The organism is Faecousia sp. (genome assembly GCF_048519415.1).
Lineage (GTDB): Bacteria > Bacillota > Clostridia > Oscillospirales > Oscillospiraceae > JAZOXB01.
Map to the genome: position 1 here is coordinate 46,737 of NZ_DBFZUT010000027.1, position 26,709 is coordinate 73,445.

The 26,709-nt window shown below is 61.3% G+C and carries 19 protein-coding genes; 8 read left to right on the forward strand and 11 right to left on the reverse strand.

From position 1 onward, the window contains the following. The first annotated feature begins 1 nt into the window (after position 1). Positions 2-1,372 carry a dihydrolipoyl dehydrogenase gene (lpdA, locus tag ACMKFF_RS03175; protein ID WP_419496009.1) on the forward strand — a complete coding sequence of 457 codons (1,371 nt, stop codon included), beginning with the start codon at positions 2-4 and terminating at the stop codon, positions 1,370-1,372. 41 nt (positions 1,373-1,413) lie between these two features. Next, complete coding sequence (locus ACMKFF_RS03180; protein WP_419496010.1) at positions 1,414-1,593, forward strand: hypothetical protein; 180 nt, start codon at positions 1,414-1,416, stop codon at positions 1,591-1,593. Here ACMKFF_RS03180 and ACMKFF_RS03185 read toward each other — a convergent pair. After that, positions 1,590-1,994 (reverse strand): sigma-70 family RNA polymerase sigma factor, encoded by a 405-nt coding sequence (locus ACMKFF_RS03185; RefSeq protein ID WP_419496011.1) that lies wholly within the window; start codon positions 1,992-1,994, stop codon positions 1,590-1,592. The two genes, ACMKFF_RS03180 and ACMKFF_RS03185, sit on opposite strands and share 4 nt — an antisense overlap. Positions 1,995-2,128: 134 nt before the next feature. Then, positions 2,129-2,470, reverse strand: coding sequence for a 50S ribosomal protein L19 (gene rplS, locus ACMKFF_RS03190; RefSeq protein ID WP_349136596.1), 342 nt, complete (start codon positions 2,468-2,470; stop codon positions 2,129-2,131). A 248-nt stretch (positions 2,471-2,718) separates the two neighbouring features. Here rplS and ACMKFF_RS03195 point away from each other — a divergent pair, with 248 nt between their 5' ends. After that, positions 2,719-5,163, forward strand: a complete 2,445-nt coding sequence (locus tag ACMKFF_RS03195; RefSeq protein ID WP_419496012.1) for a cation-translocating P-type ATPase — start codon at positions 2,719-2,721, stop codon at positions 5,161-5,163. A 53-nt stretch (positions 5,164-5,216) separates the two neighbouring features. On the opposite strand, the gene rbr is transcribed toward ACMKFF_RS03195, so the two are convergent. The 4 genes from rbr to ACMKFF_RS03215 all read right to left on the reverse strand — a co-directional run bounded on the left by rbr (position 5,217) and on the right by ACMKFF_RS03215 (position 8,758). Next, entirely contained in the window at positions 5,217-5,762 is a 546-nt protein-coding gene (rbr, locus tag ACMKFF_RS03200; RefSeq protein WP_419496013.1) for a rubrerythrin, read from the reverse strand. A 15-nt stretch (positions 5,763-5,777) separates the two neighbouring features. After that, positions 5,778-6,455 (reverse strand): GTP pyrophosphokinase, encoded by a 678-nt coding sequence (locus ACMKFF_RS03205; RefSeq protein ID WP_349136599.1) that lies wholly within the window; start codon positions 6,453-6,455, stop codon positions 5,778-5,780. A 24-nt stretch (positions 6,456-6,479) separates the two neighbouring features. Continuing rightward, complete coding sequence (locus ACMKFF_RS03210; RefSeq protein WP_419496014.1) at positions 6,480-8,399, reverse strand: NAD(+) synthase; 1,920 nt, start codon at positions 8,397-8,399, stop codon at positions 6,480-6,482. A gap of 116 nt (positions 8,400-8,515) precedes the next feature. Next, the gene (locus ACMKFF_RS03215; protein WP_349136601.1) at positions 8,516-8,758 is read right to left on the reverse strand and encodes a helix-turn-helix domain-containing protein; all 243 of its coding nucleotides are present in this window, start codon (positions 8,756-8,758) and stop codon (positions 8,516-8,518) included. Positions 8,759-8,869: 111 nt separating this feature from the next. Between ACMKFF_RS03215 and ACMKFF_RS03220 the strand changes: the two genes are divergently transcribed. Then, complete coding sequence (locus ACMKFF_RS03220; RefSeq protein WP_419496015.1) at positions 8,870-9,094, forward strand: hypothetical protein; 225 nt, start codon at positions 8,870-8,872, stop codon at positions 9,092-9,094. 41 nt (positions 9,095-9,135) lie between these two features. Here the strand turns inward: ACMKFF_RS03220 and ACMKFF_RS03225 are convergent, their stop codons facing one another. Next, positions 9,136-10,281, reverse strand: coding sequence for a DUF4317 domain-containing protein (locus ACMKFF_RS03225; RefSeq protein ID WP_419496016.1), 1,146 nt, complete (start codon positions 10,279-10,281; stop codon positions 9,136-9,138). Positions 10,282-10,420: 139 nt separating this feature from the next. After that, on the reverse strand, positions 10,421-15,889 hold the full coding sequence (locus ACMKFF_RS03230) for a phosphodiester glycosidase family protein (RefSeq protein WP_419496017.1): 5,469 nt from the start codon (positions 15,887-15,889) through the stop codon (positions 10,421-10,423). A gap of 306 nt (positions 15,890-16,195) precedes the next feature. Here ACMKFF_RS03230 and ACMKFF_RS03235 point away from each other — a divergent pair, with 306 nt between their 5' ends. Both ACMKFF_RS03235 and ACMKFF_RS03240 read left to right on the forward strand, forming a co-directional pair. Beyond that, a complete protein-coding gene (locus ACMKFF_RS03235) occupies positions 16,196-18,487 on the forward strand; it encodes an S-layer homology domain-containing protein (RefSeq protein WP_419496018.1) in 2,292 nt (763 codons plus the stop codon). Next, complete coding sequence (locus ACMKFF_RS03240; protein ID WP_419496019.1) at positions 18,480-19,442, forward strand: PT domain-containing protein; 963 nt, start codon at positions 18,480-18,482, stop codon at positions 19,440-19,442. Before ACMKFF_RS03235 ends, ACMKFF_RS03240 begins: the two co-directional genes overlap by 8 nt. 61 nt (positions 19,443-19,503) lie before the next feature. Here ACMKFF_RS03240 and ACMKFF_RS03245 read toward each other — a convergent pair whose 3' ends face one another. Genes ACMKFF_RS03245 through ACMKFF_RS03255 form a run of 3 tightly spaced genes read right to left on the reverse strand, consistent with a single transcriptional unit; the run spans position 19,504 to position 23,468 of the window. Next, positions 19,504-19,815 carry a rhodanese-like domain-containing protein gene (locus ACMKFF_RS03245; RefSeq protein ID WP_349136607.1) on the reverse strand — a complete coding sequence of 104 codons (312 nt, stop codon included), beginning with the start codon at positions 19,813-19,815 and terminating at the stop codon, positions 19,504-19,506. Positions 19,816-19,828: 13 nt separating this feature from the next. Further along, positions 19,829-21,652 carry an ABC transporter ATP-binding protein gene (locus ACMKFF_RS03250; RefSeq protein ID WP_419496020.1) on the reverse strand — a complete coding sequence of 608 codons (1,824 nt, stop codon included), beginning with the start codon at positions 21,650-21,652 and terminating at the stop codon, positions 19,829-19,831. Then, entirely contained in the window at positions 21,639-23,468 is a 1,830-nt protein-coding gene (locus tag ACMKFF_RS03255) for an ABC transporter ATP-binding protein (RefSeq protein WP_419496021.1), read from the reverse strand. Before ACMKFF_RS03255 ends, ACMKFF_RS03250 begins: the two co-directional genes overlap by 14 nt. A gap of 311 nt (positions 23,469-23,779) precedes the next feature. On the opposite strand from ACMKFF_RS03255, the gene ACMKFF_RS03260 reads away from it, so the two are divergent. Together ACMKFF_RS03260 and ACMKFF_RS03265 are read left to right on the forward strand one after the other, a co-directional pair. After that, positions 23,780-24,490: a response regulator transcription factor gene (locus ACMKFF_RS03260; RefSeq protein WP_367926503.1), complete on the forward strand. Its 711-nt coding sequence runs from the start codon at positions 23,780-23,782 to the stop codon at positions 24,488-24,490. Next, entirely contained in the window at positions 24,471-26,534 is a 2,064-nt protein-coding gene (locus ACMKFF_RS03265; RefSeq protein ID WP_419496022.1) for a sensor histidine kinase, read from the forward strand. Before ACMKFF_RS03260 ends, ACMKFF_RS03265 begins: the two co-directional genes overlap by 20 nt. The last annotated feature ends 175 nt before the right edge of the window (positions 26,535-26,709 follow it).

Consider the following 26,709-nt stretch of genomic DNA (forward strand, 5'->3'; position numbering starts at 1 on the left):
TATGGCAGACTATCAACTCATCGTCATCGGCGCGGGCCCCGGCGGCTATACCGCCGCGCTGCGCGCCGCGAAGCTTGGCCTGCATACGGCTGTTATTGAGGACCGCGAGTGCGGCGGCACCTGCCTGAACCGCGGCTGTGTGCCGACGAAGGCTCTGCTGCACGCCTCGCAGGTCTGGAGCGATGCGCACCACTGCGCGGGCATCTGCGCAGATGGCGCGAGCCTCGACCTTCCGGCGCTGTACCGCCACAAGGACGAAATTTCGCAGACGCTCAGCAGCGGCATCGAGGGCCTGTTCCGCAGCGCGAAGGTCACGCTACTGCGCGGCCGCGCCCGCATCACAGCTCCCGGCTGCGTCGAGATCACCGGGCAGGATGCCGGGACCGTCACGGCGGATCATATCCTCATCGCCACCGGCTCCGTTCCGGCCCGCCCGCCCATTCCCGGCCTGGAGCTTGCCATGACCTCGGACGAGCTGCTTAAGGGAACGGACCGCCTCTACCGCTCCATCGTCATCATGGGCGGCGGCGTCATCGGCGTGGAATTTGCCACGTTCTACAGCGACCTCGGCTGCGAGGTCACCGTGATCGAGGGCCTTGACCGCCTGCTGCCCGGCATGGACCGCGAGCTCGGTCAGAATCTTGCACAGCTGCTCAAGAAGCAGGGCGTGCGCGTGTTTGCCAACTCCATGGTCCAGCGCGTCGAGCAGGGCGAGGACGGTCTGACCGTCCACTTTACCACCCGCGGCAAGGAGGACTTCGTCACGGGCGAGGCCGTGCTCTCGGCCTTCGGCCGCAGCCCGAACTGGAAGGGCCTGTTCGCAGACGGCCTCCAGCCGGAGACGGACGGCCGCCGCATCCATACGGATGAAAACGGGCAGACGAGCATTCCCGGCATCTATGCCATCGGCGATGTTTCGTCCCCGGTGCAGCTGGCCCACGTCGCGGCGGCGCAGGGAACGGCTTGCGTGGAGCGGCTTGCGGGCCGCACGCCGAGCGTCCGGCTGGACCTCGTCCCCGGCTGCGTCTATTGCCGCCCGGAGATCGCCTCCGTCGGCCTGACCGAGGCCGACGGCAAGGCGCGCGACATCCCGGTCAAGGTCGGCAAGTGCACGCTTTTTGCCAACGCCCGCACCATGATCGCAGGCACCGGCCGCAGCTTTATGAAGGTCGTCGCCCACGCGCAGACCGGCGTGCTGCTCGGCGCGCAGCTCATGTGCGAGCATGCGACCGATATGATCGGCCAGCTCAGTCAGGCCATTGCCAACGGCATGACGGCCCGCCAGCTGCTGGCAGCCATGCGCCCGCACCCGACGTTTGAAGAGGCGCTCGGCGAGGCGCTCGAGGAGCTCGTCGCGAAGCTGCCGGAATAAGCCCCGCCGCCCCGGCATAGGATGCCCGCGGGGGGGATCGTATGGAAGGGGAGCTTCGCATTCGCGTGCTCCGGCCGGACCAGCCGGAGGCGCTTCTGGCGCGCCGCGTGGCGCAGGTGCATGCCGCTCTGCTTGAGGAACTGCTGCCTGAGCTGGCACCGACGCCGGAGGAGCAGGCTGCGCTGCTGGATGCCATGCTGGCTGCGCTTTCTGAAACTTAAAAAACGGGATCGCTGCTTGCGCAGCGGTCCCGTTTTGTGAGTCGGAAGGGGAAATGACGCCCCGGTGGATGTATTGCATTTTCAACACACCTTGCCGCATATGTTGCGAGGCGCGCGCCCTTTTTCGGGTCGAAAGTCGAGATGCCCTTGATGAGTCCAATGGTGCCGATGGAGATCAGGTCCTCCTGATCGGAGGTCTGCGTGTAGTATTTCTTCATAATGTGCGCCACGAGGCGAAGATTGCGCTCGATGAGCACATTGCGCGCCTCCAGATCGCCCTGTGCGGCGCGCTCGAGATACTCCCGCTCCTCCCGCGCCGTCAGCGGCTTCGGAAAGGAACCGCCGTTCGACAGGCGCAGGGAATACAGCATGCTGCTGATGATGAGCCATACGGCCAGCATAAGAAACCACCCCCTGCCACTGTATTCCCGAGCGGCAAGTCCATATTCTTGCTGGGCAGCATACCTATCGGCATATCCTGAAACGATACAAAAAACCTCTCCCGGAGACCCGGAAGAGGTTTTTGCGGATAAACTCAGACCTTCTCCTTGACCTTGGCGGCCTTGCCGAGACGGTTGCGGAGGTAGTAGAGCTTCGCACGGCGGACCTTGCCGCGGCGAACGGTCTCGACCTTCACGATGCTCGGAGAATGAACGGGGAAAACCTTCTCGCAGCCGACGCCGTAGCTCAGGCGGCGGACGGTGATGGACTCCTCAATGCCGCCATGCTTGCGGGCAATGATCGTTCCCTCGAACACCTGCACTCTCTCACGAGCGCCTTCCTTGATTTTCACATGAACGCGAACGGTGTCGCCGACATTCATCTGCGGCAGTTCTTCCTTCATGTACTGGCTGGTCAGAGCCTTCATCAGATCCATAATGTTTGTCCTCCTCATTTATTAGGCGTTCGTGCAAGTGTTGACATCACCGCAGAGGACCGCCCATTCACAGACTTGATTAGTTTACCACAAAACCGTGCAGAATGCAAGCAAAACTTTCATTTTTTCTTCGGAAAACGAATGGGAACGCGGAATGTGATTTTTTTGTGAATTTCTGTCGGACTGGGTGCTTTTTCACGGGAGCTGTGCTATAATGACCGGAGAAAATGCTGATTTGAGGGACTGTTATGAAACAAAAATCCAAGCAGCCGCATCCGCGCGTCTATCGCCAGATCCCGATGCTGCAGGCAGACCCGGCAGAGGGCCTTTCTCCGCAGGAGACCAAGCTCCGGCAGAGCAACGGCCTGAGCAACATTATGCCGCCGTCCAATACGAAGTCCGAGGGGCAGATCATCAAGGAGAACGTCCTGACGTTCTTCAATCTGATCTTCCTGGTGCTGGCGCTGTGCCTGTGCCTTGTCGGCTCGTTCAAGAATCTGATGTTTCTGCTCGTCGCTGTGGCTAACACAGTCGTCGGCAGCTTTCAGGAGATCCGCGCTAAGCGCGCCGTCGATAAGCTGACGCTCGTCGCGGCGGGAACGGCGAAGGCCATCCGCTCCGGCCAGCGCGTCTCCGTGCGGACGGATCAGCTTGTCCGCGATGACATCGTGGAATTTGCGGCGGGCGACCAGATCTGCGCGGATGCCGTCGTGCGTGACGGACAGCTGCAGGTCAATGAGTCTCTGCTGACTGGCGAGGCCGATGCCATTCTGAAAAATCCGGGCGACACGCTGAAGTCCGGCAGCTTTGTGATCTCCGGCCGCGCCCGCGTGCAGCTGACGCATGTCGGCTCGGAGAGCTATGCGGCAAAGCTGGCGGCCGAGGCGCGGCGCAATGTCCGCTCTACAAAGTCCGAGATGATGCTCTCCCTGACAAAGCTCATCACGGTTGTCGGCATCGCGCTCATCCCGCTCGGCATCATCCTGTTCCTGCGTCATTTCCTGTCCGTGTTCCAGGGCCTGCCGCTGCGCGACTCCGTGGAATCCACGGTCTCTGCCCTGATCGGCATGATCCCGGAGGGCCTTTACCTGCTGACGAGCGTCGCCATCGCGGCCAGCTGCCTGAAGCTCTCGCGCAAGCGCGTGCTCGTGCAGGATATGAACTGCATCGAAACGCTTGCCCATGTGGACGTGCTCTGCGTGGATAAGACCGGCACGATCACGGAGCCGACCATGGAGGTCACGGACGTCTATCCGCTGAACTCCGAGCGCTTCAGCTACGACGATATCGAGAAAATTCTCGCAGCGTTCTACCACGGCGAAGAGCCGGATAACGAGACGGCCCGCGCCATGGGCCAACAGTTCGCGGGCGAGACGACTTGGCGCGCCGTCAAGCGCATGGCCTTCTCGTCCTCCACAAAGTGGTCGGGCGCCGATTTCGGTGAAAATGGCCGCTATGTGGTCGGCGCGCCGGAATTCATCATGGGCGACCGCTATGATTCCATCCGAAGTGAGGCGGAGCCGTGGTCCGAGCGCGGCTGCCGTGTGCTGCTGCTCGCGGCCTATGACACGGCCTTTGACGACGGCCCGCTGCAGAGCGCTCACGTCGCGCCCATTGCACTTGTCTTCCTGTCAAACCTGCTGCGCCCCGACGCGCAGGAGACGTTCCGCTATTTTGCCAGTCAGGGGGTGTCTGTCCGTGTTATCTCGGGCGATAACCCGATCACGGTCGCGCAGGTCGCAGCCCGTGCCGGCATTGAAAATGCCGATCGTTATGTCGATGCAATGACCCTCTCCACGGAGCAGGACTTCGAGGAGGCTGTCAAGTATTACACCGTCTTCGGCCGCGTCACGCCGGAGCAGAAGCGCTATCTTGTCCGCGCCTTCCAGAAGCAGGGCCATACGGTCGCCATGACGGGCGATGGCGTCAATGACGTGCTGGCGCTGAAGGATGCCAACTGCGGAATCGCCATGGCCTCCGGCAGTCAGGCCGCCTCGCAGGTGGCGCAGATCGTGCTGCTCAATTCGCAGTTCAGCGCGATGCCCGCCATTGTGGCGGAGGGCCGCCGCGTCATCAATAACATCCAGCGCGCGGCCTCGCTGTTCCTCGTGAAGAATATCTTCTCGTTCGCGCTGACGCTCCTGCTGCTGTTCATCGACATGCCCTATCCGCTGCTGCCTATCCAGCTGTCGCTCATCAGCACGTTTACCATCGGCATCCCGTCGTTTTTCCTCGCGCTGGAGCCGAATTACGCGCGCGTGGAGGGCAAATTCATGCGCAACGTCATTCGGCGGGCCATGCCGGGCGGCCTGACGAACCTGACGATCGTGCTGCTGGCCGGGTTCTTTACCTCGACGTTCGGCCTGAGCAATGAGCAGCTCAACACGATCTGCGTCTGGGTCATGTCCGCCGTCGGCCTCGTTACGCTGTATCATGTCTCCGTCCCGTTCACGCGCCTGCGCCTCGCTGTGCTGGCTGCCATGACGGCGGCGATGCTGTTCAGTCTGCTCGTCATCCCGGCGTTCTTCGACCTCCCGGCGCTCAATGCCAGCTCGGCCCTCATCCTCGTCACGCTCCTGCTGGCCTGCCCGACCGTGATGCGCTTCTTCCGCGTCATCTTCGATAAGCGCGTCGCCAAGCTCGACCTGGCTCCGGCTAAGAAGCAGAAAAAACGTCATCGTTTTGAAAAGTAAAAGAACGCTCCGCAGGTGGCTGTACCGGCCTCCTGCGGAGCGATTTTTCTGTCTCAATAATTCTCGGCGTGGAGCTCAAAATAGCTCTGCGGATGATTGCACACGGGGCAGACCTCCGGAGCGGCCGTGCCGACAACGATGTGGCCACAGTTTCGGCACTCCCAGATCTTGACCTCGCTCTTGGCGAAGACAGCGCCGGTTTCCACATTGTGAAGCAGGGCGCGATAGCGCTCCTCATGATGGCGCTCAACCTCACCGACCATGCGGAAGCGGGCTGCCAGCTCCGGGAAGCCCTCTGCCTCGGCCGTTTTGGCAAAGCCTGCATACATGTCCGTCCACTCGTAGTTCTCGCCCTCTGCGGCCGCTGCGAGGTTCTCGGCCGTGCTACCGATGCCGGCCAGCTCCTTGAACCACAGCTTGGCGTGCTCCTTCTCGTTGTCCGCCGTCTTCAGGAACAGCGCCGCGATCTGCTCGTAGCCCTGCTTCTTTGCTACGGAGGCAAAGAAGGTGTATTTGCTGCGGGCCTGCGATTCGCCTGCGAAGGCGGCCTGCAGGTTCTTTTCCGTCTGCGTGCCGGCGTATTTTGTGGTTTTTGCCATGATGATCGTCTCCTGTTATTGATTTGTTATTGTCTCGGCCGGGGCTGCGTCCGGTGCAGCCTCAGCGGCCTTGATGCGCTGATACATGTCCTGCATCTGCCGGTCGATTTCGGCTATCTTCCCGGCACAGGCAAGCATTTCTTCATTGATCCCCGCGGGCAGGCGGCTGCGGTCAGCCTTGTAGCGGATATCGTGCTCCAGACTGGCCCAGAAGTCCATGGCGATGGTACGGATCTGAACCTCCGCCAGCACCTGCTCTGTCCGGTCCGAAAGGTAGACCGGCACGCGCAGGTCCAGATGCAGGGAGCGGTAGCCATTGTAGTTCGGCGTTTTGATATAGTCCTGCCGCTTGACGATCTCCAGATCCTGCTGGCGCTCGACCATCTCCGCCACGCGGTAGACGTCGTCGATGTAGCTGCACACGACGCGCACGCCCGCAATATCGTTGACATTCTGCATGGCGGACTCCAGCGTCAGGGGCAGGCCCTTCTTCAGGAGCTTTGCCGCGATGCTCTCGGGGGATTTTACGCGGCTCTCGATATGGTGGATGGGGTTGCGTGCATACAGCACGTTGAATTCACTGTTCAGAACCTCAAACTTCAAGGTGAGCTGCCGCCCTGCAGCGGCGTAGAGATTCCGCATGACAAGAAACGCATGCGCGTTTTCCAGCAGCGGCGCGGTGGAACAATCCATAACGCATCCCTCCTGTAAATGGCTTTAACGGGCCTCCAGACGGTCCAGCTCGGCCTGCCAGACTGCGGCGCAGGCATCGCTCGGCATGCGCCAGTCGCCGCGCGGGGAGAGCGTGACCGAGCCGACCTTCGGGCCGTCGGGCAGGCAGCTGCGCTTGAACTGCTGGATGAAGAAGCGGCGGTAGAAGTTTTTCAGCCAGTGCAGCAGCGTCTCTGCGGGGTATTTCCCGGCAAATGCGGCCTGCGCCAGCCGGTAAATTTTTTCCGGCCCGAAGCCGAAGCGAAGCACATAGTAGAGGTAGAAGTCGTGCAGCTCATAGGGACCGACAAGGGACTCCGTCTGCTGCGCGATCTCGCCGGTCTCCGTCGCGGGGAGCAGCTCCGGGCTGACGGGCGTGTCAAGAATGTCGAGCAGCACGCGGCGCAGGGCGAGGCTTTGGGCCGTGTCCGCCTCATAGCGCACGATGTGGCGCACGAGCGTCTTCGGAACGCCCGCGTTCACGCCGTACATGCTCATATGGTCGCCGTTGTACGTTGCCCAGCCGAGCGCCAGCTCGCTCAGGTCGCCCGTGCCGACGACAAGGCCGCCCGTGCGGTTGGCAAGGTCCATCAGCTCCAGTGTGCGCACGCGCGCCTGCCCATTTTCAAATGTGACGTCAAGCACGGACTCACTCTGGCCGATGTCGGCAAAGTGGCTGCGTACCGTGTTCGTAATGGAGATTTCCGTGAACTGTACGCCCAGCTCCTGACACAGAATTTCTGCGTTGGAGCGCGTCCGCTTCGTCGTGCCGAAGCAGGGCATGGTGACGGCAAGAATGTCCTGCATGGGACGCTGCAGGCGCTTCATGGCGCGCACGGCAACGAGCAGAGCAAGGCAGCTGTCCAGACCGCCGGAGATGCCGAGCACGGCCGTTCTGGCGTGCGCATGCTCCAGCCGCTTTGCAAGGCCGTCTGCTTGGATCTCGAGGATCAGCTCGCAGCGCTCGGCGCGGGCGGCCGCATCGCTGGGGACGAACGGAGTGGGGGAGACGGGGCGGGTGAGTGCCGTCTCGTGCAGCGGCATGGAGAACGGAACGGTGGTATGGCCTGCGGCATTCGGGCAGAATGTCGTACTGCGGCGGCGCTCGCACTGCATGCGTCCGAGGTCCAGCACGGCCTCGGCGCGGCCGGTGCCGAAGGGCTTTGCCTCGGCCAGCAGCGCGCCGTTTTCACAGATGAGATCATGCGCGGCAAAGACCATATCCGTCGTGGATTCGCCGTGCCCGGCATCCGCATAGAGATAGGCGCTCAGCAAGCGTGCGGATTGCTGGCCGACGAGCTGGCGGCGGTATTCCGCCTTGCCGACGGTTTCGTCACTTGCCGAGAGATTGGCAAGCACCGTTGCCCCGGCCAGCGCATGGCGGGTGCTGGGCGGCAGCGGGGCCCAGAGGTCCTCGCAGATCTCCACACCGAGGCAGAAGTCCGGCATTTCGCGGCAGCGGAACAGCAGGTCCGTGCCGAAGGGAACGGACGCGCCGCACAGTGTGACGCTGCGCGTTTCGGCAGGTGCGGGGGTGAAGTGACGCAGCTCATAGAACTCTGCGTAGTTCGGCAGATGGGTCTTCGGCACAAGGCCGAGCAGCGCCCCATGGCAGACCACGGCGGCGCAGTTATAGAGTGCGCCGTCCACGCGGACCGGCAAGCCGACGACGGCGACGAGCTCGAGCGTTTCGCTTGCGCGGAGAATGTCCCGCAGGCCCTGCTCGGCGGCATCCAGCAGCGGCTGCTGCAGAAACAGGTCCGAGCAGGTATAGCCGGTGAGCCCAAGCTCCGGGAAAACGGCAAGCGCCGCGCCGTCCTGCGCGGCCTCCTGCATGGCGGCGATCGTTTCCTGCGTATTATAGGCGCAGTCTGCCACGCGCAGTGCGGGGGAGAGCGTGCAGACCTTCAGAAATCCGTTTTTCATAAAGGCGTTGTCCTTTCTGTTGCGGTACTTATCCCAATTATCATACCACAGACGGCCGCCCGAAACAAGGGCGGCTTTGGGGGAAAGTCCGAAGAGACTTTTTCGACAAGCAGACGTTATTGCAGCTCCTGCTCCAGCGCATCGAATTCCGGCGTGGAGAAGAATTCACCGAGTGTGATGCCGAGACCGTCGCAGAGCAGCTTGATCGTCAGAATTTTCGGGTTCTGGCTCTTGCCGTAGAGAATGTTCTTCAGGCTTGAGGGCGGCAGCGCGCTGAGCGAGGCGAGACGGTTGATGGAAATGCCGCGCTCTGCGCACAGCTGCAGAATGCGGTCGCGGACAGCGGTGACAGTGTTCATGGTGATGCCTGCCTTCCAAGTTTTTCCTTTAGCATAACGAAAAACACTGGACAATATAGGCTATGCATGCTACTATTAGGCTATCCATAGACTTTTTGGGAGAGCAAAACCATGGCGGACTATCAAAAAATGTTTGCCATCCTCTGCGGAGCGGTGGACGATGCCCTGATGGGGCTGGAGCAGGGCAGCAGCGCGGCCTGCATCGCGCTCCGTCTCCGGCTGGCGCTGGAGCGCGCGGAGGAGATCTATCTGGAGACCAGTATGTGCGCGGAACGGCGCGGCGATACGAACCTGATCGAGCTGCGTCGCGAAACGCCGGAGGCGTGGGAGCAATAGAAAAAACCGGGAGCAGGCATTTGCCTGCTCCTGAAATCATTTCAGTCCTTCTGTTCTTCCGGGACGCGGACGCTGACGCCGTTGAGCTCCATACCCTCATCGACATTGATGAGCAGGTACTTCGCGCCGCCGAGCACGCGCGTCTGCACGAGGTCCTGCCGGTCCGGATTCACGCGGATGACGACATCCGGCGTGCGGTACTCCAGCTGGGCCGCGCCGAGCAGATTCTGCGGGGGGACTTCGCTGCCGCCGCCGAAGGCCTCGTCATATTTGACATTGAAGGCGGCCATCTTCGGCTCGGACACGCCGCAGTGCTCCAGCACCGCACCGACCTCCTGCCGCGTGACGGCCAGCGGCTCCTCGGCGCGGGTCTCCTTGTGCGTCAGAACGAGCTCTCGCAGGGCGGTATGGACGTTCTGGACGACGTTCACGCTGCATTCGTCCTCCAGCGCATCCGTCAGCACCTCGCGGAACGTCTCGCGCTGTGTGCCCGCGGGCATGGGCGGCTGCAGATTGAACACGGCGGAGACAAACTCCTCATAGCTGTTGTCCGTGTTCTTCGTATAATACAGCGCGCCGTAGAGGTTCGTCGCGCGGTCGTCAAAGGCAGGGAACAGGAAGCCAACCTCCGGCGCGGCGGCGACCCAGTCCGTGCCGCGCTCATGGAATTTCCCCTCTGTGGAGTCATAGCGCAGGACGGGCTTCGTCTCCTTCACGGGGCAGATGCTGCAGAGTATATAGGAAAACTGCTGCTCGCTGCCCTCTTCCTGCCGGAAGCCGTCTCGGGAACGGAACGGCACGTCATATCGGTCCGCGGCCAGCAGGATCAGGTAGTTGTCCGCCAGATGCAGAGAGCCTGCGATCTTTTCATACAGGGTCTGCACGGCCTCCTCGTCCTCCAGGCCGGAGTCGCGCAGCCGCATGAGCAGGCGGTGCTCGTCGCTGTCCGCGACCTGCGCCGTCGAGAAGCTCAGGTCGGAGAGGGTTTTGCCCATTCGGCCGGAGATGCCTTTTTTCAGCAGCTCCAGATATTTTTCCTGCTCCCCCTCCGGCAGCAGGCCCATGGAAAGGGTGAAGGCGGAGACGAGCTCGCCGTGCACGTTGACATAGCAGCCATGGATTTTTGTGATATTGCTCCGATCCTGGCGATAACGGCGGCGGAGCTCCGCCACTTCCTTGTCGATCATGTGGGATACCTCTCAAATTGGATTCCGGAATATTATAGCACAGACCGCTGCACATTTCCAGCGCGGAAGGCTAGAAAAGCCTAACAGACTTTTGCGAGAAACAACGGAGAGGGCCAAAACCCTCTCCGTTGTGCTGTGTTCAGTTTTCCGTTCCGGAAACGAGCTTCGTGTAGCGCATGATGATCGTTGCGACCTCGGCGCGCGTAGCGGAGTTCTGCGGAGCGATCGTGTTGTCCGGCATGCCGTTGATGATGCCGACGGCGACCGCCCAGCTCAGGGCCTCCTTCGCGTAGTCACTGACCCTGGCGGCGTCGGTGAATTTCTTGGCAAGGTCAGTCCTGTCGCCGACATCGAGACCGCGGAATTTTGCGAAGCGGTAGAGAATCGTGACGATCTGCTCACGCGTGATCTGGTCGTCCGGGGCGAACAGGCCGTCGCCGATGCCGTTGACGATCTTGTTCTCCGAGCACCAGTTCACGGCTGCGGTGTACCACGAGCCGGCCGGAACGTCGGTGAACGGCGTCTTGCCGACATTGTCGGAATTCGGGGAACCGGCGATACGCCACAGGACGGTGACGAGCTCGGCACGCGTCATGGCGGCATCCGGGTCGAAACTCATCTCGCTTCTGCCGCGCAGCAGGCTGTTCTGATAGCAGTAGTAGACGGCCTCCGCGAACCAGTCGGTGTCGTCCACATCCACGAACGGCATATTCATGGTCGAGATCTTGCCGCAGCGGTCGCAGTGGTAATACACCGTGCCGTCGTCGGCCACGACCTTGGAGAAGCTGTGGCCGGAGGGCTTGTCGTACTTTGTCTCATAGGTCTCGCCGCATTCGCACTTCACGCTCAGGTGGCCCTGCACAGAGCAGGTCGTCGGAACGTCCTCGAGAATGGTGGTCTTGTGCATCGTGCCGTTCTTGAGGTCGAAGTGATAGGCAGCCGTGCCGATGAGCATCCAGCCGGTCTTGTATTCCCCGGCGAGGAAGTACATCTGCTTGCCGCTCGTCTTGTCCGTGGCCCAGCCGGTGTAGTTCGCAGGTGCGGTCTCGCCGCAGACGGAGCAGATGAGGGTCTTGTGCAGGCGGTCAAAGACGAAGGAGTGGCCGTCGCGGCAGGCGTTGTCGTGCTCGACGGTGAACGTGTCCACGACGGAACCGTTCAGGTCATAGGCCGTCACGGTCAGCTCGCTGCGGGTCGTGTTCACGAGCAGGTAGAGCGCCTGATAGCTCTGGCTGATCTTGGCAAAGTGGAAAGCGGGATCATCCACGGCGGCGTAGTTGACATCGCGGGACTTTTCGCCCATATCGCCGCAGATGACGTAGGTCGTGCCGTTTTCGGCGACTTCGCCGCCGGTCAGCTGTTCGGTGCGGGCATAGGCGTGATCGTGGCCGGAGAAGACAACATCGATCCCGGCGGCATCGATTGCGGCGGGGAGAATGCGGTTATAGGCTGCGCTCGAGCCCTTGGGGTTTGTGTAGTATGGCGGCTGGTGGACCGTCAGGAGCTTCCATTCGCACGTCGTCTTCGCGGCATCCTCCTGCAGCCAGGCGGCCGCTGCGTTCAGGTCTGCATTGCAGTTCACCACGGCGATGTAGACATTGCCGTATTCCACGGAGTAGTAGTCTGCATCCGGCGTGCCGAAGATATTCATCGCATGACCGGCACTCAGGTCACCGTAGTATTCGTGGTTGCCGAGGACCTGCACGATGGGGGAGGCGGGGAAATCTTCGGAGAAGACGTCCAGAATCTCGTTCCAGGCGGTCAGGCTGCCAGCGTTGTCAATGAAGTCACCCGTCTGGATGCCGAAGTCCGTGTTCGCGTTGCCGATGGCCTCGGCAATCTGATGTATGACCTCGATATCGGCGGCATCAGCCTCGACATTGCCGCTGAGCTGCGTGTCGCCCATGACGAAGAACGACGTCTCTGCGCCTGACTCAGCCGTGGTGAATGTGCGGACATCGGACCAGTGGCCCTCCACGCCGTCACCGACGCGGTAGGAATAGGTCGTCGCGGGCGTCAGGCCCGTCAGTGTGACGGAGTTGACCAGCGAGGCCTGATAGCCGTCCGTGAACGAGCGGACCGTGCTTGTGCCCTGCACGGTGGTAAAGCTGTAGTTTCCGGAAATGTAGGCTTCCTCCGTCGTGTACTGCACGACGGCATTGCGCGCGGTGTAATCCGGCGCTGCGAACCAGCTGATGTTCTGGGTCGTTGCAGGAGCCTGCACGGCGTTCAGACGGATGTTCGTCGGCGCGACCTCTGTGCTGCCGATGCCGTTCGTCACGCCGCTGCAGCGGAAGGAAAGGCCTGCCTCACCCTTGGCGTAGACGGTGAACTTCTCACCGGCCGTCTGGCAGAAGCGGTTCGTCACGAGCACACCAGCGGCGTTCGTCGTGCCGAGAAGCACGTCATCCTGGCCATCCACGACGGAGAAGATCTGCACGCGGCCGGGGGCCTTGCCGTCTGCCGTCTTGACATAGAGCTTGCCGTTGCCGCCAACGGTCATGATGTCCGCCGTCAGCTCATAGGCCGCCGTCACGCCGACATTCTGCGCGGGCTGGGCAAAGCTCAGCGTCGTGCCGCCGTCGGTGAAGCTGCCCTTTTCCAGCGTGTAGGTCAGGAGTGCGCCGCGCGCGACTGTACTCGGGACATGGAACTTCACGGTCGCAATGGCGCCGAGCTTCGGAGAAGCGGAGGTCGCCTGCAGCTTCAGGACGTTCTTTTCATAGGTGTAAGTACCGGTGTAGCCGTTTTCAAACGTGACCTCCGGCGCGCCGAACGTGTCCGTCAGGCGAAGCTCCATCGTAACGGAGCTGATCTTGCGGGAACCAGCGGCATTCAGCGTCAGGGCATAGTCCTCGCCGATGACGGCATTTGCCTCGCCGGTCAGCGTGACCGTGCCGTAGGCCGTCGAAGCGGCATTCACGGTGAAGTAGCGTGTTTCGGTCGTCACGTTGCCGAAGCCATCACAGACGGAGACGGTGACGCTGTGCGTGCCGTTCGGCAGCAGAACGCTGACGCTGGCGCTGCTCTCCGTGGAGGCCGTGAGCGTCTGGCGCTGGCCGTCAACGGAGATGGCGGTCTTGGCGGGGCTGATGCCGGTGGCATTCTCGCCCGCCGGGTCATGGAATTCGGCCGTGAGCGTCAGGCGGTTCGTCTTCAGCTCCGTCGTCCCGTCCCCGGCAAGCTCGGCCGCACCGGCCTTCACTGTGTCAATGACCGGGTTCTCGAGGTCGTCGACCGTGTCGCCGTAGACAACGCGGAAGTTATCAAAGTACAGGCTGCCGTTTGCCATGGAGCCCATGGGGATCTTATCGCCGTTTTCATTGGCGGAGCCGCCGGGAATGTAGGTCAGCAGCACGAGCGGCTGGCCGTTGAGGATCTTCAGCGGATGATCCTTCGTGACATATTTGGCAAACGGACGGAGGTCTGCCTCACAGTACATCCAGCCCTCCCAGTAGATGCCGGTATACTGCAGGGAGCGGCCCTCCTGCGTGGTAAAGTGCAGATAGGAGCGCTTATAGGTGCCGCTGGCCTCATCGTAATAGGCGATCTGCGTCCACAGCCAGTAGTTCGGCGTGCCCTTGGGCGCGTAGACCCAGACGCCGAGGCCGGACGGGGTGCCGTCGAGCGAGATGCCGCTGTAGAGATCCGTCTTCGCGGCTTCGCTTGTATCGGCGTAGTAGAGGTACTCGTTGACATTGCGGTAGCCGGGGAGCAGATCGGTGTAGTCATAGTCGAGGCGCATGGAGTAGTCGCCGAAGCGGGTCTCGCCCTCGTCGCCATTCACGACCTGCACCGTTGCGGAGTGCTCCTTCATATAGGAGGCGTGCCAGGTGAACAGGCTGTAGCCTGCGCTGCCGAGCACATAGCAGGCGGGATAGTAGGTCTCGTCGGTATTGTCGGCAATGTAGGTGCCGCCGAACTGGAACGGGCCCTTTTCCGTCACGGTCGCGGGCGCATTTGTCTCCTTATTCCAGTTGATGAAGGTCAGCTCCATGCTTTCGTCGCCGAACGAAGCGCCGTACTGTGCGTTGCCCCAGTCGTACTCGGCGCCCTGCATGAGCTTACCCTCGGCGTCCGGCTCAAAGTCGAGCAGGACCTGCGGCATTCTGCCGATCTCCACATGGATGCTGTCGGTCAGCTTTGTACCGTCGTGCTTCGTGTAGCTGACGGTAATGTCAGCCTCCAGCGTCTCACGGGCCTTGACGGCCGTGAACGTATTGCCGGAGAACGAGCCGATGTCGGAGGGCTGCTTACCGGGATCGGTCGGCATGATGGTCCAGTCGAATACATAGCCGCCCATATCCATCAGACGCGTGCCGCTCTTGGCTGTCAGGCCGAGGTCGGACGACTCCTGGAAGGAGAGGTTCAGCGTTTCGGCGGCAAAGAAGAGCTCCTCCGGCTCCTGTACCTCCACGCTAGTTGTGCCGAGCACGGTCTTGCCCTGCAGAAGTTGGGCCGTCACGGTGCCGCACTTGCCGTTCGAGCGGAACAGACCGTTCGCGTCGATGGTGCCGAAGCTGCTGTCTTCAAGCCCCCAGCTCACGTTGGCTGGCAGGTCGGCGGGATAGCCGTTGGAGTCGACGCCTGTGGCAGTGAACTGCACGGAAGCGCCCGCAAGGAAGAGGTCGTTCTTCGGCGAGAGCGCGGCGTGGTCAAAGCGGCCGGTCGGCTGCGCCGTCGAGACGATCATCAGGGTCGAGGCGACAACGCGCTCAGGGCCGTCGGACGGATGGTTCTGGATGGTAAGCTTATTGCTGCCCTCGTGGCGGGAGGCGTAGGTCGCAGAGCCGCCGCCGTCGAGGTAGATGGCCTTGACGCAGCCCTGCGCCTGCAGGACTTCGGCCATTTCATAGACGGTCATGCCATCGGAAAGGCCCTGACGGCCGTCTGCCATGAAGATGACGAGCGTGCCGTCTTCCTTCAGACCGATGGAGTTGCGGGGAGCCTTATAGCTGGCGTCCAGGCCATCCTGGATCTTGCCGTCCTTCAGCAGCCAGAACGGGCCGGAGATGGCTTCGGCGACGTCGTCCGTGGGGGTGCCGTAGTCGCGGATGTCATAGCTGCCGTCCTTCAGAACGGCAAAATACGGCTCGAGCCAGTCGTCGTTCTCGTGTGTCTGGATGAGGTGGCCTTCCATGATAAGATAGCCGCGGCACTGTGCCGTCTGCATATTATAGTAGTCGGCGTTCACAGCCGTAACGACGGTCTCGCCCGTTGCGGCCTCATAGGCGGCGGCCTGGGACGTGGTCGTCTTCAGATCCCAGCCGAGGTTCTTCGCGGTCTCCGCGCGGCTCTCGGCCGTGCTGCCCGCCGTGTAGTAGTTGGGATAGGACGCCTTGAGCTTCACGGAAGCACCGGGGGTGATGGTGGCCATATAGCCGAGCACCTGTGCGCTGCCGCTGGCGTTGTTCAGAATGACCTGCGATTCCGTCAGGCCGTTCACGATCGGATAGTTTGTCTGCGAGATCAGGACCTTGTCGGCCGGGGCGCTGAAGTCCGGGTCGGAGCCCGCCGCAAATGCGGCCGGAAGCAGGCCGGTGAGCAGCGCGCAGACAAGCAGGGTACACAAGATCCGCCGGATGACCGGCATTCTTCTGCTGACCATGATGTACTGTCCTCCTAATGAATTGATGGAAGGAAGTTCCTCCTTCGACATGAAATGTCAGTTGCATGATAGCATACGGGGCGGGAAGTGTCAAGCGAGGCCGCCGGAAGTTGTGAATAGTGCACAAAAATGCAGCCAAATATTTGGAAACAACGCTGATCGACCGGTGGCATGTGTTCTAGCTGATTTGATGTTAAATTCTTGTTAGCCGGATTGGACGGCCTTGCTTTTTTCTGTAAAAGCCGGTATAATAGGATAAACATGCGGGCCGGTCCGGCTGGCCCCGGAGAATTGAGGAGTGAGACAATGAAACGACTGCTTTTGCTCTGCCTGACGGCGGCTGTGCTGGTATCCTGCCTCGGCCTGTCGGCTCAGGCTGCGCCCACCCTGTCGTGGACGGAATTCTATACAATGGGGGATGCCGCCTCGGCGCACACCCGCATCGATCCGATCGAGCTGGACGGGACGACGACGCTCTTCCTGCCAGCCAGCGTATCCCGGAAGGCGGTCCCGGTGTATTTTACGCTTTCCGAGAAGAATGCCGTTGTGACGGCGACGGGAAGCCGCGGCTCCGTGGCGCTCAAGAGCGGCGATTCGCTGGACCTGACCGCCCTGTGCGAGGGCACGAACGATACGATCACGCTGCGTGCCCGCTCCGGGAGTATGCAGGCAGAGAAGCGCGTGACGTTCCTGCGGTATGACAATGTGTCGACGATGTTCCTCGTGAGCGACGATCCCGTGAACGAGGGCCGTGAGTGGGTCGAGTCCAGCGAGGACAAATCCAACAGGGCCAAGGGCAGCATGGCTCTGCTCGCAGCGGACGGCGAATCCGTCTACGACGGCAAGCTGACGCAGATCAAGGGCCGCGGCAATTCGACCTGGAAGGGAGCCAAGCGCCCCTATCAGATCAAGCTGGACAAAAAGACCGACCTGCTCCAGACCGGCGACAGCGCCGATAAGGCCAAGACGTGGGTCCTGCTGGCAAATTTCTATGATCCGTCCGCTGTCCGCAACATGCTTGCGCTCGACCTCGGCCGCGCGCTGCAGATGGAGTGCAACATGGGCTATCGCCCGGTGTGCCTGTTCTATGACGGCGAGTTCCGCGGCCTGTACCTCCTGACGGAGAAGGTGGAGGTCAACGAGGGCCGTGTGAACGTGACGGACCTGGAAAAGGCGAATGAGATGGCCAACCCCGACGTCGAGGATCTGACGAAGCTCGAGTCGAAGACCGGCACGACCGCCAACGGCGCGACCTATCTTTATTGTGACGGCATGAACGACCCGGCGGACATCACGGGCGGCTACCTGCTTGAAATGGACTTCGCCGACCGCGCCATGGAGGAAAAGTGCTATTTCATCACGACGCGTGGCTTCTATGTCGTTGTAAAGTCGCCGGAGGCCTGCTCGAAGGCGGAGATGGACTATATCGCCAGCTGGTATCAGGACTATGAGGACGCTGTGTTTGAGGGCGGCACGAGCTCGAAGACTGGCAAGCCATTCACGGACTATGTCACGGTCGAGAGCATGGTGCAGTGCTACCTTGTCAACGAGCTGAGCAAGAACGGCGACGGCTTCAACACGTCCGCCTACCTCTATAAGGAAACCGGCTCGAAGCCGATGAAGATGGGCCCGCTGTGGGACTACGACCTTAGCTTCGGCAACAATAATTATGAGGACCTTCTGCCGCAGCCGGAGCTGCTCTACACGGTTTACGGCTCGCTCGGCCGCACACTGTATGCCCTTCCGGAGTTCCGCGTCGAGGCGCAGCGCCAGTATACAAAGTACATTACCCCATTGGCAGATGTCCTTGCGGGCGATGCGGACGCGGTCAGTGCGGACGGCAGCGTGCATTCGTTTGCGTGGTACCGTGAGCAGGTCGCTGCGGCGGCAGGCTATGACGAGCTGCTGTGGAAATCGTCCCATATGGACGTCCGCCCCGGCGGAAACGGCTTTGCGGAGAACTTTGCCTCCCTGCAGAATTTCGTTGTCAAGCGTGTGCAGTGGCTGGACGGCGTCATCGGCAAGTGGAGTGCTGACCATGCAGATCCGCTCGGCGATTATATGGATGTCTTCGAGAGCGACTGGTACTACGACACGATCACCCGCGCCACGGCGCTCGGCCTGCTGCACGGCAAAGGTGCCGGCATCTTTGATCCGTCCGGCATTACGACGCGCGCACAGACGGCACAGGTCATTTATAATATTGCCGCGCCCGGCAGCATTGCCTATTCCGACGTGTTCCCGGATGTTGCGGAGGGCAGCTGGTATGCGTCCGCCGTCCTTTGGGCGCAGCGCGAGAAGATCGTTCTCGGCTATGACGACGGCCTGTTCCGTCCGGACCGCGGGGTGAGCCGCGAGGATATGATTACGCTGCTGTATCGCTATGCAGGCTCCCCGAAGACGAGCGGCAGGAAGCTTGCGGAGTTCCGCGACAATGCAAGCATCTCGGACTATGCCCGGCAGGCCATGGAATGGGCCGTGGAGAACGGCCTGATCCTCGGTTATGCAGAGGACGGCACCATCCGCCCGCAGTCCACGACGACCCGCGCGGAATTTGCGACGATCGCCGTGCGGTTCTACGAGAAGACGAATGCGTAAAAAGCACCTGCTTTGCCGACTGTCTGCGCTGCTTTTGCTCGTGGCGCTGACGGCCTGCCGCCGAGATATGATGGCTCCGACGGCGGCGCCGACGGAAATGCCGACTGCGGCACCGACAGAGCAGCCCACGGAGGCACCGACGGAGGCCCCTGCGGAGTCTTCTACCGAGCCCCTTACGGAGGCTCCGACGGAGCCGGAATGGGTGCCGGAGTATAACGGCGCGCTCGGCTCCGCCGGGAGCCTGCGCGGCACGACCCTGCTCATCTCCATCTTTACGAATGATGCGCAGACCGCATGGGACGACGAGGCCGACCGCGAGGAGATGCTCCTGACGCTCAACCGCATGGACACGGCCGCGCAGTGGCTCACGGAGCAGGCGGCTGCATATGGCTCGGACGCTTCGTTCCTCTATGACTGGACCGCTGATCCGGACCTGCGCTATGATGCCTCGTTTTCGGAGCTTCTCGTCCGCGAGGATGGGGGCATGTATGAGGTGCAGGCCGATTATGTACGGGAAAACATCGACAGCGATGCCCTGCGGCAGAAATACCACGCGGACAATGTGGTCTACTTTTTCCTGTTCAACACGCCCTATGAGCATACGCCGAATCCCTGGTCTCTCGGCTTCTTGTCCAGCCCGGATTATGATATCGAATACGTCAACCTGTATATCCGCTTCGGAGACGTATTCGATGCGCCGCCTGCGACCTATGCCCATGAGATCCTGCATGCCTTCGGTGCGCCGGACCTCTATTATGTGGACACGGGCATCCCACAGGAGTTTGTCGATTACTGCAGTCAGACGGGCTGCAATGACATCATGTTCACCGTGAATGCGGGCGAGACGATTGACAGTGATTTCACGCCGATCGACGCCTATTATGTCGGCATCGGGGCACGCCCGGCAGAGGCGGATGAATGGGGCCTCGGTCCGAGCGAGTATGACGCAAACTGAATCCTGATATAACATGGAGCCGGTCCCCGGAAAGGGGATCGGCTCCGTTTTATGGATCTGCTTATTCGAGACCGTATGGCCAACCGCCAAGGCCGCCAAGGTCGTAGAGCTCGGAGTATCCGAGCGCTGCGAGCTTTTCGGCTGCAGCGCGGCTGCGCTTACCGGTCTTGCAGTAGACGAGGACCGGGCTACTCTGATCGGGCAGGGCCTCTGCAGCCGTCTCGGCGCTGATCTCGTCGACCGGCAGCAGCACGGCGTCTGCCAGATGGCCGGTGATGTATTCCTCTTCGTCGCGGACATCCACGACCGTTCCATCGGGATGCGAGCGGATCATGGCAAGCGCCTGCTCGGCGTCTGCGGCAACAGGGATCATGGGTGGACTCCTTTCAGGCCAGCTCGATCATGTTCGTATAGAGCTGATAGTACTTGCCGTGCTGCTCCAGCAGGTCGGCGTGGCTGCCGCGCTCGATCACGCGGCCCTGCTCCAGTACGAGAATGGCGTTCGCGTTCCGGACGGTCGACAGGCGATGCGCGATGACAAAGACCGTGCGACCGGCCATCAGGCCGTCAAGGCCCTTTTCGATGAGCTTTTCGGTGCGGGTGTCGACGGATGACGTCGCCTCGTCCAGAATGAGGACCGGGGCCTCCGAGACGGCCGCGCGCGCAATGGCGACGAGCTGCCGCTGGCCCTGACTGAGGTTTGCGCCGTCGGAATAGAGCATGGTGTTATAGCCCTGCGGCAGATGCGAGATAAAATAGTGCGCGTTGGCGATCTTCGCTGCGCGGATGCAGTCCTCATCCGTCGCGTCCAGCCTGCCGTAGCGGATGTTCTCCATCACGGAGCCGGTGAACAGGTGGGTATCCTGCAGAACGATGCCGAGGGACCGGCGGAGGTCATCCTTCTTGATATCGCGCACGTCGATGCCGTCATAGGTGATGTGGCCGCCCTGAATGTCATAGAAGCGGTTGATGAGGTTCGTGATCGTCGTCTTGCCCGCACCGGTCGAGCCGACGAAGGCGATCTTCTGGCCGGGCTTGGCATAGAGCGAGAGGTTTTTCAGCACCGGCTTGTCCGGATCATAGGAGAAGTCGACGTTGTAGAAGCGGACGTCGCCCTTCAGCGGCACATGTGTGTCGTCCGGCTTGACCCAGTAGAAGTCGCGGCCCTCGCGCGCCAGCGTGACGGAGCCCTCGTCGATCTCGGCCGGGGTGTCCAGCACGTCGAAAATGCGCTCCGCACCGGCCAGCGCCAGCATGATGGAGTTGAACTGGTCTGCGATCTGGCTGACGCGGTCAGCAAACGTGCGGATGTACTGCAGGAACGTGATAAGGATACCGCCGGTGCCCTCGCCGGTCAGCCACAGTGTGCCGACGGCGCAGGTGATGGCATAGAACATGTGCGACAGGTTGTTCAGGATCGGGCCGACGACGGATGTGGCCGTTGTTGCTGTGGTCGACGCGCTGTACAGCGCGTCGTTGATCGGCTCAAAGTCGGCCATGACCTGCTTTTCGTGTGTGAAGACCTTGATATCGCGCTGTCCTGCGATCATTTCCTCAATGTAGCCGTTTACGGCCGCGGCGTTCTTCTGCTGTGCGCGGTAGCTGTGGCTGCTGATCTTTGTCGTGATGCGCACGACAAGCAGCACGATGGCGCCCAGAACGACCATGATGGCAAACAGCCGCATGGACAGCACGAGCATCATGGCGATGGTGCCCGTGAGCGAGGTGACGGAGATGAGCATCTGCGTGATGCTGTGCTGCAGCAGCTCGTTCGTCGCCTCGATGTCGTTCGTGTAATAGCTCATGAGGCTGCCGTTCGTATTGGCGTCAAAATAGCTGATGGGCAGCTTCTGCATACGGGCAAACAGCTCCGCGCGCAGCTCACGCATGATGACGGTGCTCGTCTCGAGCATAAGGCGGTTGAGCAGGTAGTTCGTCACGGCGCTGAGGAAATACAGCGTGCCGAGACCGGCCAGCAGGCTCAGATATTTTGCGTAGGTCTCATTCGGCGTGATGCCGCTTTCCTTCAGAAGATTGGTCAGCGGGCGCATGCAGTAGGACGCGCCGATCGTGCAGGCCACATAGGCCAGAATGGATGCCACGGCGCAGATGAGCAGCACGCGGCAGTGACGGAAATAGCGGAACAGGCGGAACAGCGTGTGCAGGGGAGACTGCGCGCGGCGGTAATTCCGAAGCTCAACTCTGGCCATGCTGCTCACCCTCCTCCCGCATCTGGCTGTCATAGACGTCGCGATAAATCTGGCTGCGCTCCATCAGCTCCGCATGCGTGCCGACGTCGGAGAGCTCGCCCTCGTGCAGTACGATGATCCGGTCGCACGAGAGGATCGAGGCGATGCGCTGCGCGATGATGATCTTTGTGCTGCCGGGCATGGCCGTTTTCAGCGCGCGGCGGATGTGTTCGTCCGTCGCCATGTCCACGGCGCTCGTGGAGTCGTCGAGGATCAGAATCTTCGGCTGCTTCACAATGGCGCGCGCAATGCGCAGGCGCTGCTTCTGGCCGCCGGAGAGGTTCGCGGCGTTCTGCTCCAGAACGGTCTCATAGCCGCCCGGGAAGCGATCGATGAATTCGTCCGCGCAGGCAATGGCGCAGGCCTCGCGCAGCTGCTCCTGCGTGGCGTTGGCATTGCCCCAGCGGAGATTCTGCGCGATCGTGCCGGAGAACAGCGCGCCGTTCTGCAGCACCATGGAAACGCCGTCGCGCAGGTGCTCGAGCGTGTAGTCGCGCACATCGCGGCCGCCGACGCGCACGGTGCCGGACAGCGTGTCATAAAAGCGCGGGATGAGATTTACAAGCGTGGATTTGCCCTCGCCGGTGCCGCCGATGATGCCGATGGTCTCACCACTGTTGATATGTACGGTGATGTGGCGCAGTGCAAGCTTGTCCGGATCGCCGGAATAACTGAAGCAGACGTCTTCAAAATCCACACTCCCGTCTTCCACGACGGCGTCGCTCGGCCCGTCCGTGATGTCAACGGTCTCGTCGAGCACCTCGTTGATGCGGACGAGGGAGGCATGTGCGCGGGACAGAGCCATAATGAGCCACGTGAGCATCGTCAGAGCGTTGACGGCCTGCGTCGTGTAGGACACCAGACTGACAAGCTCACCTGTAAGCAGGCCCGTTGTGCGGAAAATGATCTCGCGGCCGCCGAGGAGCAGCAGCACAATCGTGCAGCCCCATAGGATGGACATCTGGATGGGACCGGTCAGCGTGAACAGGCGGGAGGATGACAGCGTTGCCTGCCGCAGATCCTCCGCCGTGCCGCGGAAGCGCTCGGATTCATAATCACCGCGGACATAGGCCTTGACGACGCGGCTGCTGATGAGGTTTTCCTGCACGGCGCGGTTCATGCTGTCCATCTTCTGCAGCATTTTGCGAAAGCGCGGCTGGCCGATCTTCATGAGGATGGCCAGAACACCGGCCAGGAGCGGAATGGAGATCAGAAAGATCACCGCCAGATGCGGCGAGATCGTAAAGGCCATGACTGTGGCCATCAGTAGCATAAACGGCGAGCGGATCAGTGTGCGCAGGAACTGGTGCATCGTGTTGCGCACGGTGTTGACGTCCGTCGTGGCGCGGGTGATCAGGCTGGACGTTGTGAAATGATCCGTGTTCGCGAACGAGAAGTCCTGAATTTTTCCGAGCAGGTTCGCACGGAGATTTTTGGCAAAGCCCTGACTGGCCACGGCGGAGCAGCGTGCACTCAGAATGCCGCAGGCCATGGAGCAGCAGGCAACGATGACCATGATGATGCCGACTGTCAGAACGAAGCGATCGCGGTTTGCGATAAGTGCCTCCGGAAACAGCTCGCGCAGCATGAAATCCTGCTCCCGGTAGAGGCCGCCATCCACGATGACGGACATCAGCATCGGGATCAGGACCTCGAGCATGACCTCCAGCCCGCCGAAGATCGCGGCGGCAAGGGTCCAGATGCGGTAGCGCCCCAGATTCGGCCATATGTGGCGGAATGACCCATGACGTTTCTTTTTGCTTTCGATGAAGCTCATCCCCTTGAAGATAATAGTCGTGTCCGGATATTATACCAAACGGTATGACTTCGTACAAGATCGAATTTCCATTTTTTTGAGAAAAAATTCGAAAGGATTTCCTGAAAAATCCCCGAAATCCGCCTCGTCTTTTTCTGCGGTGCTTGCAGCAGAGCGGATGATACAATATACTATATTGGAGTGAATTATAACGATCTTAAGAATATCTTTCGGTTTTGCCTGCTTGTTTCTGCTGCCGTTTTTCGGTAAACTGTAGGGGCAGAAGCGAGAACGCAGGCGGCTGCGCGGAGAGAAAAATGGGGGAGAACGGCATGTATCGGATTCTGGTTTGTGATGACGAGCGGGACATCGTGTCCGCACTGCGGATCTATCTAACGGCGGAGGGCTATGAGGTGCTCGAGGCCTACAACGGCAGCGAGATGCTGCGGCTTGCCGCCACGCAGGAGGTGCATCTCATCCTGCTCGACGTGATGATGCCGGGCATGGATGGGCTGAGCGCCATGGCGGAGCTGCGCAGGACCTCGAATGTGCCGGTCATCCTGCTGACAGCCAAGTCTGAGGACACGGATAAGGTCCTCGGCCTGAATCTCGGCGCAGACGATTATGTGACAAAGCCGTTCAATCCCATTGAGGTCATGGCGCGCGTCCGCTCGCAGCTCCGGCGCTATCTCCAGCTCGGCGGCGGGCAGGTGCTGCCGACGCAGGTGACCATCGGCGGCATCATGCTCGACGATGCCGGACGGACCGTCACGGTCGACGGTGAGCCGGTCGCGCTGACGCCGACGGAGTTCGACATCCTGCGTCTGCTCATGCAGCATGCGGGCACAGTCTTCTCTCCGCGCGAAATTTATCGCCGTGTCTGGGGTGATTCGCCCGTCGGCGTGGAGAACGCCGTGGCGGTGCACATCCGGCATCTGCGCTCGAAGATCGAGATTGATCCCACCGAACCGCGCTATCTCAAGGTCGTGTGGGGCAAGGGATACAAAATGGAGGAACGACGAAATGAAAAAGCTGCAAGATAACCTCGCGGCGCGGATCGCAGCATCCGTCATACTGACCGTGAGCTTTCTGCTCACGCTGCTCAGCACGGCGGGCATCGTGCTGCTGGCTTCCTATCAGGCCTATAACGACGGCGGCGCGCAGCTGCGTACATCCTATCTGCATGCGGCAGGAGTCCAGGAATACTACGACCATGTCGAACCGGTGCTGGAAGGACTTGTCCATGAGCCGCAGAGCTATCAGAATTACCTGAACAGCTTGAATGTCCATGTCGATGTGAAGACGACGGACGGAACAACCGTGTTTTCCAATGCAAAGGAAGGGGAGACGAGCCTCCTTGAGGGCCCCTTCAGCTATACGTTCACGACCGGAGAAACGAAGCTCTGGAAGAATACGTTCTCGGATGCGGAAAAGGCCCAGCGCGCGCTGGAACGTTTCCCATACCAGATCGAGGACTATGAGATCGAGGCGTCGCCATTTGAATACAGCACGTCCTATTCGCCGATCGACGAAAGCCTTGGCGACGCGCTCGACGAAACCCTATCCGGCTTAGAGTCCTATTACCCGATGCTGAAGATCTGGTATTATCCCGAGGGGAGCCTGACCGAGGTAGAGGTCGGCGTGACGCTGGCAGCAGCCCCGATCGGGAACGATTCGGTCGCCGTCACGGCGCGCTGGATCGATCTGCTGATCGCCATGCGCGTGTGGCTCATCCTCATCCTTGTGCTTTCTTCGGCCTGCTGCGTGGCCAGCTTTGCCTTCCGCCTGCGCACGGCGGGCCATAAGCGCGGAACCGCGGGCATCACACTCCGCTGGCTCGATCGGATGCCGTTTGAGGCTTATCTGCTGGCCCTCGCCGCAGTTGTGCTCATCATCGTCTTTCTTGCCAGTGCAAAGGGGGAGCTGTGGTCGATCGCACCGGCCGCTGTCCTCCTCTGCTTTCTGCTTCAGACCCTCCCCATGACGATCGCCGCACGCTGCAAGGCGCACACCATGTGGCGCAATACGCTGCTGCGCCGTCTGTTGGACTGCATCCCCGGCGTGCTGCGGCGGCTTGCGGCGGTGATCCGGCGCGTGATGCCGAAGCTCCCGCTCGTCTGGACGGCTCTCGTGTGCTGGCTGGCCCTTAGCCTGCTGGAGCTCGGCTTTCTGATGGCCGGGGCCTATGCTGTTCTCTGGATCGTGGAAAAGGTCGTGTTCACGCCGCTGGTCGTGCTGTTCCTGCTGGACTTGCGCCGCCTGCTGGACGGGAGCAAGCGGCTTGCCGAGGGTGATCTGGATCATTCGGTCGCGACGGACCATATGTTCTCTCCGCTGCGCAGACAGGCCAACTATCTCAACGGCATCCGCGACGGGATGCGCAATGCCGTAGAGGAGAGAATGCAGAGCGAGCGGATGAAAACGGAGCTCATCACGAACGTCTCGCACGATATCAAAACGCCGCTGACGTCCATCGTGAACTACGCCGGCCTGCTGCAGCGCGATGGCCTTTCCTCGCCGGACGCGCCGGAGTACCTCGAGGTGCTCGTGCGTCAGAGCACGCGGCTGAAAAAGCTGACGGAGGACCTCATCGAGGCCTCCAAGGCGGCGACCGGCAACCTGACGGTCCATCCGGAGGCAGTTGATGCCCACGTCCTGCTCGGGCAGGCGGAGGCGGAGTATGCCGACCGGCTGCAGAATGCGAAGATCGAGCCTGTTTTTGATCTGCGCGCCCAGCGGTTTTGTGTGCAGGCGGACGGGAGGCTCCTCTGGCGGGTGTTCGACAATCTGCTGAGCAATATCTGCAAGTACGGCCTGCCCGGCTCGAGGGCCTATCTCCGCACGGAGGAGCGCGGCGAACTGCTGCGCATCACGTTCCTGAATATCTCCCGCGATGCCCTGAATATTCCCGCCGAGGAGCTGATGGAGCGCTTCGTCCGCGGTGATGCCTCTCGCAGCACGGAGGGCAGCGGCCTCGGCCTCTCCATCGCACGCAGCCTGACGGAGCTGCAGGGCGGCACATTCACGATCGCCATTGAGGGGGACCTGTTCAAGGCCTCTGTGGAGCTTCCGCTGACAGAAGAATAAAACCTGCGGCCCGGACATTTGTCCGGGCCGTTTGCTTATGTGCGCCCGGTGAGCGCACGTTCTATAGGGTGAAAGTCCCGAGTCCGCCCGGTAGCGGGAAGGGCTAGCCAAAGGCAAGGGTGTCCATCGTGAGGTGGAATCTGAAGAAAGCCGGATTTTGGGAGTTGAAAGGTCT